The sequence below is a fragment of the Pseudomonas sp. AK106 genome (genome assembly GCF_053903055.1).
This window is the reverse complement of sequence record NZ_CP096426.1, coordinates 2,667,075-2,680,735: the sequence shown is the minus strand read 5'-3', so window position 1 is coordinate 2,680,735 and position 13,661 is coordinate 2,667,075. Positions and strand designations below refer to the sequence as shown.

At 61.5% G+C, this 13,661-nt stretch carries 14 protein-coding genes and 1 pseudogene; 10 read left to right on the top strand and 5 right to left on the bottom strand.

The window, feature by feature from the left end; translation table 11 throughout:
• Window positions 1-68: 68 nt before the first annotated feature.
• Both M1E04_RS12080 and M1E04_RS12075 read left to right on the top strand, forming a co-directional pair.
• Window positions 69-971, top strand: a complete 903-nt coding sequence (locus tag M1E04_RS12080) for a 2-hydroxy-3-oxopropionate reductase (RefSeq protein WP_192131818.1) — start codon at window positions 69-71, stop codon at window positions 969-971.
• Window positions 972-1,132: 161 nt separating this feature from the next.
• Entirely contained in the window at window positions 1,133-2,557 is a 1,425-nt protein-coding gene (locus M1E04_RS12075) for an IS1182 family transposase (protein WP_456291445.1), read from the top strand.
• A 242-nt stretch (window positions 2,558-2,799) separates the two neighbouring features.
• Here M1E04_RS12075 and M1E04_RS12070 read toward each other — a convergent pair whose 3' ends face one another.
• Window positions 2,800-4,122: an OprD family porin gene (locus tag M1E04_RS12070; RefSeq protein ID WP_192131820.1), complete on the bottom strand. Its 1,323-nt coding sequence runs from the start codon at window positions 4,120-4,122 to the stop codon at window positions 2,800-2,802.
• A 636-nt stretch (window positions 4,123-4,758) separates the two neighbouring features.
• Here M1E04_RS12070 and M1E04_RS12065 point away from each other — a divergent pair.
• The 5 genes and pseudogenes from M1E04_RS12065 to ada form a co-directional block, all read left to right on the top strand.
• A pseudogene (locus tag M1E04_RS12065) lies at window positions 4,759-5,220 on the top strand (MCP four helix bundle domain-containing protein); the annotation flags it as partial.
• On the top strand, window positions 5,212-6,396 hold the full coding sequence (locus tag M1E04_RS12060) for a methyl-accepting chemotaxis protein (RefSeq protein WP_456293186.1): 1,185 nt from the start codon (window positions 5,212-5,214) through the stop codon (window positions 6,394-6,396). The pseudogene M1E04_RS12065 and the gene M1E04_RS12060, both read left to right, overlap by 9 nt.
• A gap of 231 nt (window positions 6,397-6,627) precedes the next feature.
• Window positions 6,628-7,014, top strand: coding sequence for a copper homeostasis periplasmic binding protein CopC (copC, locus tag M1E04_RS12055; RefSeq protein WP_065990527.1), 387 nt, complete (start codon window positions 6,628-6,630; stop codon window positions 7,012-7,014).
• Between the two features lie 4 nt (window positions 7,015-7,018).
• Window positions 7,019-7,882, top strand: coding sequence for a copper homeostasis membrane protein CopD (copD, locus tag M1E04_RS12050; protein ID WP_456293069.1), 864 nt, complete (start codon window positions 7,019-7,021; stop codon window positions 7,880-7,882).
• A gap of 107 nt (window positions 7,883-7,989) precedes the next feature.
• Entirely contained in the window at window positions 7,990-9,087 is a 1,098-nt protein-coding gene (ada, locus tag M1E04_RS12045) for a bifunctional DNA-binding transcriptional regulator/O6-methylguanine-DNA methyltransferase Ada (RefSeq protein ID WP_456293068.1), read from the top strand.
• A gap of 56 nt (window positions 9,088-9,143) precedes the next feature.
• Here ada and M1E04_RS12040 read toward each other — a convergent pair whose 3' ends face one another.
• Both M1E04_RS12040 and M1E04_RS12035 read right to left on the bottom strand, forming a co-directional pair.
• A complete protein-coding gene (locus M1E04_RS12040) occupies window positions 9,144-9,419 on the bottom strand; it encodes a type II toxin-antitoxin system RelE/ParE family toxin (protein ID WP_065990514.1) in 276 nt (91 codons plus the stop codon).
• Complete coding sequence (locus M1E04_RS12035) at window positions 9,419-9,691, bottom strand: CopG family ribbon-helix-helix protein (RefSeq protein ID WP_065990867.1); 273 nt, start codon at window positions 9,689-9,691, stop codon at window positions 9,419-9,421. The genes M1E04_RS12040 and M1E04_RS12035 overlap by 1 nt, the downstream gene beginning before the upstream one ends.
• A 235-nt stretch (window positions 9,692-9,926) precedes the next feature.
• Between M1E04_RS12035 and parS the strand changes: the two genes are divergently transcribed.
• Together parS and M1E04_RS12025 are read left to right on the top strand one after the other, a co-directional pair.
• A complete protein-coding gene (gene parS, locus M1E04_RS12030) occupies window positions 9,927-10,376 on the top strand; it encodes a type II RES/Xre toxin-antitoxin system antitoxin (protein ID WP_244160384.1) in 450 nt (149 codons plus the stop codon).
• Complete coding sequence (locus M1E04_RS12025) at window positions 10,376-10,819, top strand: RES family NAD+ phosphorylase (protein ID WP_456293067.1); 444 nt, start codon at window positions 10,376-10,378, stop codon at window positions 10,817-10,819. The genes parS and M1E04_RS12025 overlap by 1 nt, the downstream gene beginning before the upstream one ends.
• Here the strand turns inward: M1E04_RS12025 and acuI are convergent, their stop codons facing one another.
• Both acuI and acuR read right to left on the bottom strand, forming a co-directional pair.
• The gene (gene acuI / locus M1E04_RS12020) at window positions 10,820-11,803 is read right to left on the bottom strand and encodes an acrylyl-CoA reductase (NADPH) (RefSeq protein ID WP_456293066.1); all 984 of its coding nucleotides are present in this window, start codon (window positions 11,801-11,803) and stop codon (window positions 10,820-10,822) included.
• 49 nt (window positions 11,804-11,852) lie between these two features.
• A complete protein-coding gene (gene acuR / locus M1E04_RS12015) occupies window positions 11,853-12,491 on the bottom strand; it encodes an acrylate utilization transcriptional regulator AcuR (protein WP_456293065.1) in 639 nt (212 codons plus the stop codon).
• A 92-nt stretch (window positions 12,492-12,583) separates the two neighbouring features.
• Here acuR and M1E04_RS12010 point away from each other — a divergent pair, with 92 nt between their 5' ends.
• Window positions 12,584-13,660, top strand: a complete 1,077-nt coding sequence (locus M1E04_RS12010; protein WP_456293064.1) for an NAD(P)H-dependent flavin oxidoreductase — start codon at window positions 12,584-12,586, stop codon at window positions 13,658-13,660.
• The last annotated feature ends 1 nt before the right edge of the window (window position 13,661 follow it).

Below are 13,661 nucleotides of genomic sequence, written 5' to 3'. Positions count from 1 at the left end.
CTTCTAGCTTGCGGCTTGAAGCTTGCCGCTTGCCGCTTGCTCCCCAACAACAACCAGAGGCACCTTCTATGGCTAACATCGGATTCATCGGCACCGGCATCATGGGCCTGCCCATGGCAGAAAACCTGCAGAAAGCAGGTCATCAACTGATCCTTTCCCGGCATTTCAGTGCCCCGCCCGCGTCACTGGTGGACGGCGGCGCCACGGTGCTGGCCAACCCGCGGGAAGTGGCGCAAGAGGCGGAGTTCGTCATCGTCATGCTGCCGGACACGCCGCAGGTGAATGACGTGCTGTTCGGCGAAAACGGTCTGAGCGAAGGCACCGGAGCCGGCAAGGTGGTCATCGACATGAGTTCGATCTCACCTTCGGCGACCAAAGCGTTTGCCGAGAAAATCAACGCCACCGGCGCGCAGTACCTCGACGCGCCGGTGTCCGGCGGCGAAGTCGGCGCCAGGGCGGCCACGCTGAGTATCATGGTCGGCGGCGAGCAGGCGACCTTCGAACGCGCCCTGCCCCTGTTTCAGGCCATGGGCAAGAACATCACCCTGGTCGGTGGCAACGGTGACGGTCAGACCGCCAAGGTCGCCAACCAGATCATCGTCGCGCTGAACATTCAGGCGGTGGCTGAAGCCCTGCTGTTTGCGTCGAAAAACGGCGCTGATCCGGCCAAGGTGCGCGACGCATTGATGGGGGGCTTTGCCTCGTCGAAGATTCTGGAAGTCCATGGCGAGCGGATGATCAAAGGCACGTTCAACCCGGGTTTCAGGATTGCGTTGCATCAGAAGGATCTGAACCTGGCCCTGGAAGGCGCGCGGGAATTGGGGCTGAACCTGCCCAACACTGCCAATGCCCAGCAAGTGTTCAGCACCTGCGCGGCGCTGGGTGGGAGTGGCTGGGATCACTCGGGGCTGATCAAGGGCCTGGAGCACATGGCGAATTTTTCGATTCGCGGGGATCACAGGCCTGACTGACTGGCATCGAGGGGTGTGTTGGCCATACCGGCCCCTTCCCGGCTAAAGCCGGTCCTACGACGCACACGCCGCTGATTCTCGTACAGACTGTGTGAAAACCTAGCCAACCTGCCTCAGATCTAAGAAAATGCCCCGCATCGAAAGATGCGGGGCATTTTCTTATGGCGTACATCCAGGGCGAATCGCGCAACCAGACCAGCCTGTTTCCGGTTTCAATAGATGAGGTCATTCCCGAAGACCATCTTGTCCGAGTCATTGATGCCTATGTTTCGCGCCTGGATCTCAGGGTTCTGGGGTTCGATAAAGCTATTCCCAAGGGCAACGGACGTCCGCCCTACAACCCCGCCGACCTGCTCAAACTCTACATCTACGGCTACTTCCAGCGCATACGGTCTTCGCGCCGGCTTGAGGCTGAGTGCCAACGCAACATCGAAGTCATGTGGCTGCTCAACCGCCTCGCGCCGGACTTCAAAACCATCGCCGACTTCCGCAAAGATAACGCCACTGCGTTCTCCGCAACGTGCCGCGCGTTTGTTCAGTTCTGCCGTTCGGCAGGCCTGGTAAAAGGTGATCTGGTTGCTATTGATGGCAGCAAATTCAAGGCCGTAGCCTCGGCCCGTCGTCACATCAGCACCAAGCACCTCAAGCGCGATCAGGAAAAACTTGATCGCCGGATAGCGAAATATCTGGAGGATCTGGACAGCGCGGATCGCGACGAAAATGAAGAGGTGGTGGATCGAAGCGCTGTTAAAACGGTACTGGCAAAACTGACCGCCAAGCGGGACGACAACCTGACCTGCCAGGCACTGATGGACGAGCTGCAAATTACGCAATTCATCAGCACCGAAAGCGATGCGCGGATGATGCGAGCCCCGCAGGGCATGGCCGTTGCCTACAACGTGCAGACCGCAGTCGACGCTGAAAACAGCCTGATCGTGCACCACGAAGTCACTCAGGATAGCGACGATCGAAAGCAACTGGAGCCGATGGCAAAAGCGACTCAGGAAGTGCTGGAACAGCCGAATCTGACCGTCACGGCTGATGCTGGATACTCCAGCGGCAAGCACTTCCAAGCCTGCGACGACGCGGGCATCACAGCGTATGTACCGATCAATCGAACCATCAACAGCAAGGTCGAAGAGCCCTCGTTTTTCCGTCGGGAAGACTTCACCTATGATCGTGAAAATGATCGTTATCAATGCCCGACCGGCCATTTGCTGACGCTGGTTCAGTTGAACAAGGGAAAGCGTTTCTACCGCGCCAGCGCTGGCGCTTGTGGATCCTGCGCCCTTAAAAACCAATGCACCAAGACCAAATACCGCTCGATCACACGTCATGCCTATGAAGATGCATTTGAGCGAATGGCGCTGCGAATGCAGGCCCACCCGGAAATCGTCGAGGCTCGACGAAGCATCGTTGAGCACCCGTTTGGCAACCTCAAACAATGGATTTACGGCAATGGCCGGTTCCTGCTTCGCCAGCTCAAAGGTGCGCGAACGGAAATGGCGCTGGCGGTGAACGCCTACAACCTGAAAAGAGCGATCAACGTGCTGGGTGTGCGCCGAATGATGGAGTTACTGGCCTGAGGAAGGTCTTTTTCTTCTCTGTATAAATGGAAAATGCCCCGAGTTGATCGGGGCATTTTTTTTGGTTAGCTGCTGAGTAGCTGGTTTTCACACGGTCTGCGTAGGACCGGCTTTAGCCGGGAAGAGGCCCGCCCTGCTCACACATCCGGCGCGGCAAACACGTCAATAAAAAAAGCCAGGCCTCCTCTCGGACAGCCTGGCTTTCTTCTACAACGGAGCTTCTAAATCATCCTGCAAAGCGATCAGAAAATATTGATCGGATAATCCGCAATCAAACGAAATTCCTTCACGTCGCCATCGGGCTGGTCGCCGTTGGCGGTGTGCCAGGCCTGACGCATGCGCAAGGACAAGTCCTTGGCCGGGCCGGACTGCACGACATACTTCGCCTCCAGGTTGGTTTCGTGGTGGTCGCCGTCATCGCCATAACCGGTGTACGTGCTGTTCGACGGAATGTGGGACCCATCGATGTCATCACCGTGGATATAACGAACCATGAAGCTCAAACCCGGCGCACCGTAACTTGCCATGTTCAGGTCGTAGCGCGCCTGCCAGGACTTTTCACCCGGCCCGTTGAAGTCGGAGTACTGCACCGAGTTGGCCAACAGGATCGAATCGCCAGTGTCGCCCCCGCCGTTATTACCAAAGGCCACATAATCGAATGGTGTGTCGCCATGCACTTTCTGATACGCCAGCGTCACGGTATGAGCGGTCAGGAATGAATAAGCAGCCGCCAGCGACCAGGTCGTGTTGTTGATATCCCCCGCCTTGGCGGCACCGCTGTCGTTGGTGCGGTAGATATTGAAATCGACGTTCAACGACTGCTGATCAGAGATCGGCAAGGTGTAGTTGGCATTGGCGTAGTACTGATGCCAGACGTCCTTGAGGTCCGAACCGTAAAGGCTGACCGAAAGATTATCGCTGAGCGCATATTTACCGCCCGCGTAATCAATGCTGCTGGCTTCAACGTTGGCATACGCCGCCCAGATGCCGTGATCATTGTTGGTCGTGACCGGGCCGTTGCTGCTGGTGAAATGACCGGCATCGAGGTCCAGATTGGCGATATCACTGCTCAGCAGGTTAAAACCGGTCGCGGTCTGCGGGAACAGGCGTGACCCCCCTGCGGCAAACACCGGCGCCTCGGGCTGCAGGTTGCCGTAGCGCAATTCGGTCTTCGAGATGCGCATCTTCAGCGCACCGCCGGCGGTGCCGAATTCATCCTGCGGATTGCCGTGGCTGTCCACGGGCAGGTTGCCGGTGCCGGTGGTCCCGCCACCGCCATCGAGCTTCAGGCCCCAATAACCGTAGGCGTCAACGCCAAAACCAACGGTGCCCTGGGTGAAGCCGGAACTGAAATTACCCAGCACGCCCTGGGTCCAGTCCTTGCTGTCGTCCTTGCCGTTCTTGTTGTCCCGATTGAAATAGTAGTTCTTGAGATGAACAGTCAGACTGCTGTCGTCGACGAAGCCCTTGGCCTCCGATTGATCACTGACAACCGCTGCCGTTGCCAATTGACTGACACCCAGCGAAACCGCCAGCGTCATCAGATTCCATTTTACGAAAGTCATTGTTGTCCCCTGTCTCGATTAAAGCCCAGCGCGGGCGCCGCCTGGATGCGGGTCGCTGTTTGAAATTCATACGGTTCAGCGCTGGAGCGGGCGTTGCGGCAGATGGAAACGAAACACATATGCCAGTGACTGGACGGCTGTTCCAGCCAAAGGAGCACATTGATTATTGTCGACGCACATTCTACACACGGTAAAACACGCACTTGAAGGTCGAAAATCTTGTAGCACTATCCAACCGGCGGGGTTCCCAACCCGTCTTGATAGTCACTATCAACCTTCGTAATAGTCGAAAACTTTGAACGGATGTTACCGTCGTCGGCGATGAAGAACACGACTCGATTGCCGGATGACTCCGCAGCGTCAGGCAATCGAATCATGCTCCGCTTCATCATTCCTTTGGTAAGACTTTTAGCCACCTCACGCCAGTGCGGTGGCTTTTTTTATTCCTGGCGGGTCGAGCGTTCAAACAATTCGCCGGGAACATGAAGCGGTCGAAAAATTCCCTCTGAAAGTACCAACGGACACTATTGATTCGATAGGTAAATTCTCTAGGCAACGTCGTAGAAAGTCCGATATAAAGCGCACCAAGTAATGGCGTTCCAATATCATTAACGCCCCCCATTTCAGGTGCCTTTTATGTTCAAAAATCTTTCGATCGCCAAGCGCCTGGGATTGGGCTTCGGGCTTGTTCTCGCGCTGATGATTCTGGTCACGCTGGTTGGCGTTAACCGGGTCCGGCTAATGGAATCCGCACTGACCGACGTCAGTGAGGACGCCACCATCAAACAGCGCTACGCGATCAATTTCCGGGGCAGCGTCCATGACCGCGCCATTGCCCTGCGCGACGCCGTGCTGGTGCGCAACGACGCCGGGCTGGCCACGCATTTGCGTGACATCGAGCGCCTCGACGGCCTTTATCAGGCCTCCGCGGCGCCCATGGACCGCATCTACCAGACCAAAGGCGCGTCGCCCCGTGAGCAAGAGCTGCTGGCCAACATCAAAGCGGCCGAACGCACCTCCCTGAGCGCCACTGAAAAACTGCTGAAGCTGCGCCAGCAAGGTGAAATCGACCAGGCCCAGACGCTGCTGATGGAGCAAGTATCCGGCGCCTACGAGGACTGGCTCGCCCGCATCAACGCACTGATTGACCTCGAAGAAGCGGCTATCAGTGAACACATCACTTCGGTACGGGCCACCGCCTCGCAATTCGCTTCGCTGATGTTGCTGGCGACCGGCATCGCCGTGGTGTTGGGCATCATTGCCTCGCTGCTGATCATCCGCAGCCTCAAATCGACCCTGGGCGCAGAACCCCATCAAGTGGCGGCTTCGATCCGTCGTCTGGCGGCCGGCGAGCTGACCGACAAGATCGAAACGGCCTACCCCGACAGCGTCATGGGCGCGCTCAAGGCGACCAATGTGCACCTGTCGGCCACCATCACCGAAGTGCGTTCGGCTGCGGCGGCGTTGACCCACTCTTCCGCACAGCTGCTGTCCAGTTCCGACAGCAACAGCGAGCAGATGCGCCTCCAGGCCAGCGAAACCCAGCATATGGCCGCTGCAGTCAATCAGATGGCGACCACCGTAAAAGAAGTGGCGAGCTACGCCAATCAGGCCGCCAATGCTACCCAGACCGCCGATGACGAAGTCGAGAACGGCAAGCGCGTGGTCGAAGGCACCGCCCAGGCAATGGACCAACTGGCGCGCAAGCTGGAAAGCGCCGCTGACTCGGTCGGCCAGGTGTCCAGCGACAGCCGCGCCATCGAGAACGTGGTGGCGGTGATCAACTCTATCGCCGAACGCACCAACCTGCTGGCGCTTAACGCTGCCATCGAGGCCGCCCGCGCCGGTGAGGCAGGCCGCGGGTTTGCAGTGGTCGCCGACGAGGTTCGCTCCCTGGCCAACCGCACCCAGGAATCGACCCAGGAAATCCGCGACATGGTCGGCCAATTGCAAAACGGGGCGGTGAAGACCGCCGACCTGATGCGCGAAAGCCGCGAGATGGCCCAGCGCACGGTCGAGCAGACCCACGAAGCGCAAACCGCGCTGGTCAGGATCCGCCACGAAGTCGGAGCGCTCAACGACATGAACGCGCAGATCGCCAGCGCCGCCGCGCAGCAACAGGCGGTGGCCGACGACGTCAGCGTCAACATCAACCGCATCCACGATGCGGCGCTGGAAACCGCCGTCGGCTCCAATCAGGTGGCCCGCTCCAGCCGCGAGCTGTCGACCCTGGCCGACGTGCTCACCGACCGCGTGAGCTTCTTCAAGGTCTGACCGCCCAGGGCTGCGTCGCGCAGGCGGCGCAGCCCTTTGCTGCATGATCACTGCATCACTCGGCTCCCCTGCCTGCCCCCCTACGGCGTCTCGATCCTGACGGCGCACCCGGCTTAATCGCTGGAGTCCTTCTGCAGTTTCTGGTCTAGTAGCGATCCGATCATCCCGAGTCGACCGTCGTCGATTCCGTCATCCATTCGCTGCAACTGCCACCAAGCAAAGGTCCCGCCGATGTCTGCCCAACGTTTCAAACACGCCCTCTCCTGCCTGTCCCTGCTGGCCTGTCTGACCTCCACTGCAGCCTTCGCCCACGCCCATCTTGAAAGCCAGCAGCCCGCTGCCGACAGCGAAGTGAGCGCGCCCAAAGAGCTGCGCCTGGTCTTCTCCGAAGGCGTCGAAGCCACATTCACCAAAGTGGTCATCAGCCTGGACGCCCCTGATACGCCGACTGAAATCATCCAGACGCGTAACGTCGAAACCGATCCCAATAACCAGAAAGTGCTGATCGTGACCCCCGCCGTGCCGATGGTCCCGGGCAAATACAAGGTGGAATGGCACGCCGTGTCGGTGGACACCCACAAGAGCGAAGGCACCTACCGCTTTCAGGTGACGCCATAACCCCATGCACGAAGGACTGATCCTGTGCCGGTTCATCCACTTCGGCGCAGTGCTGTTGCTGTTCGGGGTCGGCGCGTTCCGCAGCCTGTTGTTTGGCCGGCATTTGCTGCCTTTTGAGGCCAGCCGGGCGGAACCTCGCCTGAGTCGACTGCTCGGCTGGCTCGCGGCCATCGCGCTGGTGAGCGCGATGGCCTGGTTGATGCTGACGGCTGCTTACCTGAGCAGCGACTGGAGCGGCGCGATCAATCCGTCCACCGTCGGGCTGGTGCTGGGCAATACCTGGTTCGGTCATGTGTGGGTCGTTCATCTGCTGCTGAACGTGCTGGTTGTCAGCCTCAATCGCCGGGTGAACCCGGGCGCGCTGCTGGTCCTCAACACGCTGTTGCTGCTAACCCTGGCGCCGGTGGGTCACGGCGCCATGTTCGACGGTCTGAAAGGCCAGCTGCTGATCCTCAACCAAATGCTGCACCTGCTCGGCGTCGGCACCTGGCTCGGCGGTCTGTTGATGCTGGCCCTGCTGCTGAGGGCTGATGGTGGTGTCGATATGGCCTTGGTGTTGCGGCGTTTCAGCGGCATCGGCTACGGGCTGGTGGCGGTGATCATCGCCACGGGCCTGATCAACGTTCGTGCCCTCAGCGGCGGGCTCTGGCCTGAACCGGCGTTTGCCGGGTTCGGCCTGGTGCTGGCCGTTAAAGTCACGATGGTTGCGGGGATGCTGGTGCTGGCAGCGCTGAATCGGCAGTTGGCCCAGGCCGCTGATTTGCCGGTGGCGCGCCTGCGGCTGAGCGTATTGCTGGAAGGCCTGTTTGGCGCGGGTGCGCTGGCGGCGGTCTCATTGCTGGGCACCTTGCCGCCGATGCTGGGCTGATTGAACAGGTTGGCCTGAAGGCAAAAGTTTGAACGCAAGACTCGGAGTGTCGCCTTCCATCACTGCGGCTAACGTACAGTCCAGTGAACCGTCAGAGAGCCGCCGAAATGAGCCCCCAGCCGAGTAATCCGTCCACCCAACCCGTCGAGCTCGACCCGCGCTGGAACGCCGTGGTGTCCCGGGACGTCAGCGCCGACGGGCAGTTCGTCTACGGTGTGCGTACTACGGGGGTGTACTGCCGCCCGAGCAGCAGCGCACGCTTGCCACGCCCGGAAAACGTGGTGTTCTTTGACAGTGCCACCGAGGCCGAAGCCGCCGGGTTTCGCCCCAGCAAGCGCGCCGCCGCCGACCGCACCGGCCTGGCTGAGCAGCACGCCGCCGTGGTCGCTGGCGCCTGTCGTCTGATCGCCGACGCGGAGTTGTTGCCGACCCTCGCCGAGCTCGCTGCCCACGCGTCCATGAGCCCCTGGCATTTCCACCGCGTCTTCAAAGCCGTCACCGGCCTGACACCCAAGGGCTACGCCAACGCCCACCGCGCCGACAAGGTACGCCACAAACTGACCGACAGCGGGCGTATCACCGACGCCCTGTACGATGCCGGTTTCAATTCCAACAGCCGTTTCTACGAGGCCAGCGCCGGACTGCTGGGCATGAGCCCCACCGACTACCGCAAGGGCGGCGCGGCGCTGGAGATCCGTTTTGCCGTCGGCGAGTGCTTTCTCGGTGCGATTCTGGTGGCTCAGAGCGCCAAGGGCGTGTGCGCCATTCTGCTCGGCGATGACCCCAATCGACTGGTGCAAGACCTGCAGGATCAGTTCCACAGCGCCACGCTGATCGGCGGCGACGCGGAGTTCGAGCGGCTGATGGCGGAGGTGGTGGGGTTTATCGAAGCGCCGAAGCTGGGCCTGAACCTGCCGCTGGATTTGCAAGGCACCGCTTTTCAGCAGCGGGTCTGGCAGGCCCTGGCGCAGATCCCGCCGGGCACGACCGCCAGCTACGCGCAGATCGCCCAACGGATCGGCGCGCCGACCGCCAGCCGCGCGGTCGCCCTGGCCTGCGGGGCAAACCGCATTGCCGTGGCGATTCCCTGCCATCGTGTGGTGCGCAGTGATGGCGCGTTGTCGGGCTATCGTTGGGGAGTGGAGCGCAAGCAGGCGTTGCTCACTCGTGAGGGTCAACAAAAGGAATCACAGTATTCACGCTGAGCTGTTTTGATCGGTTTCAGCCCAGCTCAAACGTCAGTTTCGCTGCTTTCGTAATGCTATCGATCCTCGCGGGTGTGCCACAGACGCAGCAAATAGATTGTGGAATTCGCTATCTCGTAGCGCATCTCGTAACAGCCGATCTGGATTCTGCGCACATCCCTCGGCTCAAATTCTTCCAAGCGTTCGCCTATGCGTGGGTTGGCGAGTAACGTAGTCGGTGCTGTCGTGAGTTGCTGCACGGTTCGTGCGGCGGCTGGCTGATTGACCGCTGCAAGAAACTCATACAGTCGGGCAATGTCGGAAAGCGCTTTGCTTGTCCACTTCAATTCCATCAGCGCGGGACCGGCAACGGCGTGTCGGTGCCAAGGCTATCAGCCCAGGCCTGAACGGCTTGGTGATCAATTACCCGGCCAGCATCAACGTCAGCCAATGCCTCGCGAGTCAGGCGACTCCGCTCTTCTTCCTGATCTATCCAGGCGGAAAGAGCCTGTTTGACGATCCAGTTTTTGGAGCGCTCCAGACGCTCTGCCATCAAATCGACTTTCTGTGCCAACGCCTCAGGAACGTGAGCCGTCACCGATCGGGTCTTTGCGGGGTTTGCCATGATGGGAGGGTCCTGACTAAAGAGTGATTCAAAGTTAATCATAGTGAGTCATTAAAAGTCGTCAAGAGTAGAGTCAGGTGTCGGAATGCGCTGTACGCCATCCGCTAGAAGCTTCCCGGCTAAAGCCGGTCCTACCACTGAAGCCGGGCATGCAAACGCCGGTAACAGCTTCTCGCTTGAGAAACCCTGACAGCGGCGTAAGGTCCCTGCACCGGATCTCACAAGGAGCATGGACGTGCCTTCGACTCTTCAAGCAGCGATAACCGACAACGCCCCCTCATTCTGGTTGATCGCCGACCAGCTCAATGCACGCAACGAAACCGAACGACTTGACTACATCCGCTCGGGCTTCCCGCCCGGCTGGGTCAAGGTGCTGCGCAATGCCTTCCGCCTCAGCAACAGTCAGCTCGAAGCCTTGCTGGCGACCTCGGTCTCGACCCTGGAACGCCGCCAGCGTCAGCAACGGCCGCTGGACATCGTCGGCTCCGAGCGCCTCGATCGGGTTGCCGCCCTCGCCACCCACGCCGCCGAACTCTTCGAAGACCAGAACACCGCCCGCCGCTGGATGGTTGCCTCCAACCGCGCACTCAACGGCCAGACACCCATCGCCCTCTGCGAAACCGAGATCGGCGCGCGCCAGGCACGCCGCGTGCTCAGCGCACTGCAGCATGGCGGGGTCGTCTGATGCAGGCCTGGAGGATCAGCAAGGACAGTGCCGCGAACGATCTGTCCGGCCTGGGCGCCGCGCAGTTCGGCGGGCGCTGGAATCACGCCGACCAGCCGACCGTTTACCTGGCGCTGAGCGCGTCAGGCTGCGCCCTGGACACGCTCATTCAATGTGCGAGCCTGCCGCAGCCGGGCTTTCAGCTCGTTCACTTGCAGTTGCCGGATGACCCGGGGCTGTATTGGCAGCCTGCCCTCGCCCAGCTGCCGCCCGGTTGGGACGTCACGCCGGCGGACCGCCCCAGCATGGATTTCGGCAGCGCCTGGCTGGAGCGGCGGGAGCAACTCGGGTTGATCGTGCCGTCCGCGACCATCACCCACACGCGCAACCTGCTGCTCAATCCTCGGCACCCCGCCATGGCGCAGGTCAGGGTGCTCGAGGTGCGCCCCTTCACCTGCGGCTGATCAGCGCTGGGTATCGACCACGATGCGCCCGCGCACCTGACCGTCCATGAGCCGGTGCGCGGCCTCAATCACCTCACCCAAGCCGATCTCGCGGCTGATCAGCGGCAGCAGCGACACATCAAGATCCCGGGCCAGACGCGCCCAGGCGTCAATGCGGTCCTGGCGCGGGCGCATGACGCTGTCGATGCCTGCGAGGGTCACGCCGCGCAGAATGAAGGGCGCCACCGACGCCGGAAAGTCCATCCCTTGGGCCAGACCGCAGGTCGCCACCGTGCCCCAATAGCGGGTGCTGGCGCAGATGTTGGCGAGGGTGTGGCTGCCCACCGAATCGATCGCCCCGGCCCAGCGCTCCTTGGCCAACGGGCGGCCGGGCTCGGCAAGGGTGGCGCGGTCGATGATTTCTGCGGCGCCGAGAGAGGTCAGGTAATCGCTCTCACTCAAGCGGCCGGTAGAAGCCACGACGCGATAGCCGAGTTTTGCCAGCAGCGCGATGGCGAAACTGCCGACACCCCCGTTGGCGCCAGTCACCAGCACATCGCCCTTGTCCGGCGTGACGCCGTTTTTCTCCAGCGCCATGATCGCCAGCATCGCCGTATAGCCCGCCGTGCCGATGGCCATGGCCTGTGCCGGCGTGAAGCCGCTTGGCAGCGGGATCAGCCATTTGCCCTGCAAGCGCGCCCTCTGCGCCAGCCCGCCCCAGTGCCCTTCGCCGACGCCCCAGCCATTGAGCAGCACCTGATCGCCCGGCTTGAAGTCCGGGTCGCTGCTGTCCTCGACCGTGCCGGCCAGGTCCACCCCGGGCACCATCGGAAACTGCCGCACGATCGGCCCTTTGCCGGTGATCGCCAGGCCGTCTTTGTAATTCAGCGTGCTGTGACTGACGCGCACGGTGACGTCGCCTTCAGGCAACTGACTGTCGTCGATGTCCGTCAGCTCGGCGCGGTAGCCGTTGTCGTCTTTATTGATCAGGATGCCTTTGAACATGCCGCACACTCCTATTTAGACCGCTCGTCTATAACCAGACCTGAAGACATCAGCGCGGCAACCCGCGCAGAAATCCGATGATGAAGGTATTGAGCGGCTGCTCGTTCTGCACCAGTCGAGCGCGTAACACGGCGCCCTCCCAGCCGATCCAGAAATACGCCGCCAGCTCTGAACAGTCGGTGCGCGCCGGCAGTTCCCCAGCCGCGATCGCCGCTTTGAAGCACCCTGTCAGGCGCGCCTGCCAGTCGAGGAAAACCTTCTCCAGCGCCTCACGGAAGCCCGCTGGCAGAACGCTCACTTCCTGGCCCATGTTGCCCACAAGGCAGCCCCGCCGAAAATCGTGGCGGGCGATATTGACCTTCGATGCCTGAACGAAGCCGGCCAGCCGTTCGAGCGGCGAGAGCGATTCATCCAGCAGCCAGCGGTCCAGGCGCCGGGCGAAGTAGCCGGCGTAGCTGTCGAGCACTGCGAGGCCGAACACCTCTTTGCTGGCGAAGTAATGATAGAAAGAGCCTTTGGGCACACCGACCCGCTTGAGGATGCCGTCGATGCCCGTGGCCATGAAGCCCTGCTCGGTCAGTACCTCAACGCCGCAACGGATCAGCGCCTCGCGGGTGTCGAAGTCATCGGGGCGTGTCACTTTCGGTGGACGGCCGGGGCGTCTGGGTTTTGCAATGATGTCGTTCATGGGGTTGCATATTAGACCGAGCGTCTATTAAATCAACCGCAACTTTGCATGCGCCGCTGTTCAGCGGCCTTTTCGCTACGGAGACTCTGCCGATGATCGCCTGGCCCGACACCCGCCTGCTCAAACTGCTGGACATCGAACTGCCCATCCTGCAAGCGCCCATGGCCGGTGCATCCGGCTCGGCGATGGCCGTCGCGGTGGGCAAAGCCGGAGGCCTGCCCTCGCTGCCCTGCGCCATGCTCACCCGCGCGCAGATTAGAGAGGAAGTCGCGCGGATACGCGCGGGTACCCATGCGCCGCTCAACCTGAATTTCTTCTGCCACTCGGCCCCGCCCGCCGACCCGCAGGCCGATGCAGACTGGAAACACCTGCTCAAGCCCTACTACGACGAACTGGGCGCCGACTTCGATGCGCCAACGCCCACGTCCAACCGGGCACCCTTCGACGAGGCCGCTTGCGCGCTGGTGGAGGAATTGAAACCTGAGGTGGTCAGCTTCCATTTCGGCCTGCCCGATCTCGCCTTGCTGGCGCGGGTTAAGGCCACCGGTGCGAAGGTGCTCTCCTCGGCGACCACCGTGGAAGAAGCCGTGTGGCTCGAGGCACGGGGTTGCGACGCGATTATCGCCATGGGCTACGAGGCCGGCGGCCATCGCGGGATGTTCCTCACCGATCAGTTGCACACCCAGGTCGGCACGATGGCGCTGGTGCCACAGATCGTCGATGCCGTGACGATTCCGGTCATCGCGGCCGGCGGCATTGCCGACAGTCGCGGGATCGCCGCCGCGTTCATGCTCGGCGCCTCCGCCGTGCTAGTGGGCACCGCCTACCTGTTCACCCCGGAAGCCAAGGCCTCGGCGCTGCATCAGGCGGCATTGAGCCGCGCCCGGGACAGCCAGACCGCCATCACCAACATTTTCACCGGTCGCCCGGCCCGGGGCATCGTCAACCGCATCATGAAAGATATCGGACCCATGGCCGCTGCCGCGCCGGCCTTCCCCACCGCGGGCGGCGCACTGATGCCCCTGCGCAGCAAAGCCGAAGCCCGTGGCGACGACGGCTTCATGAATCTTTGGGCGGGTCAGGCGGTGGGCATCAAGCACTCGCTGTCCGCAGAAGAACTCACCCGGACGCTGGCCATCGGCGCCCTTGAGCGGCTGGCCGGGCGCTGAG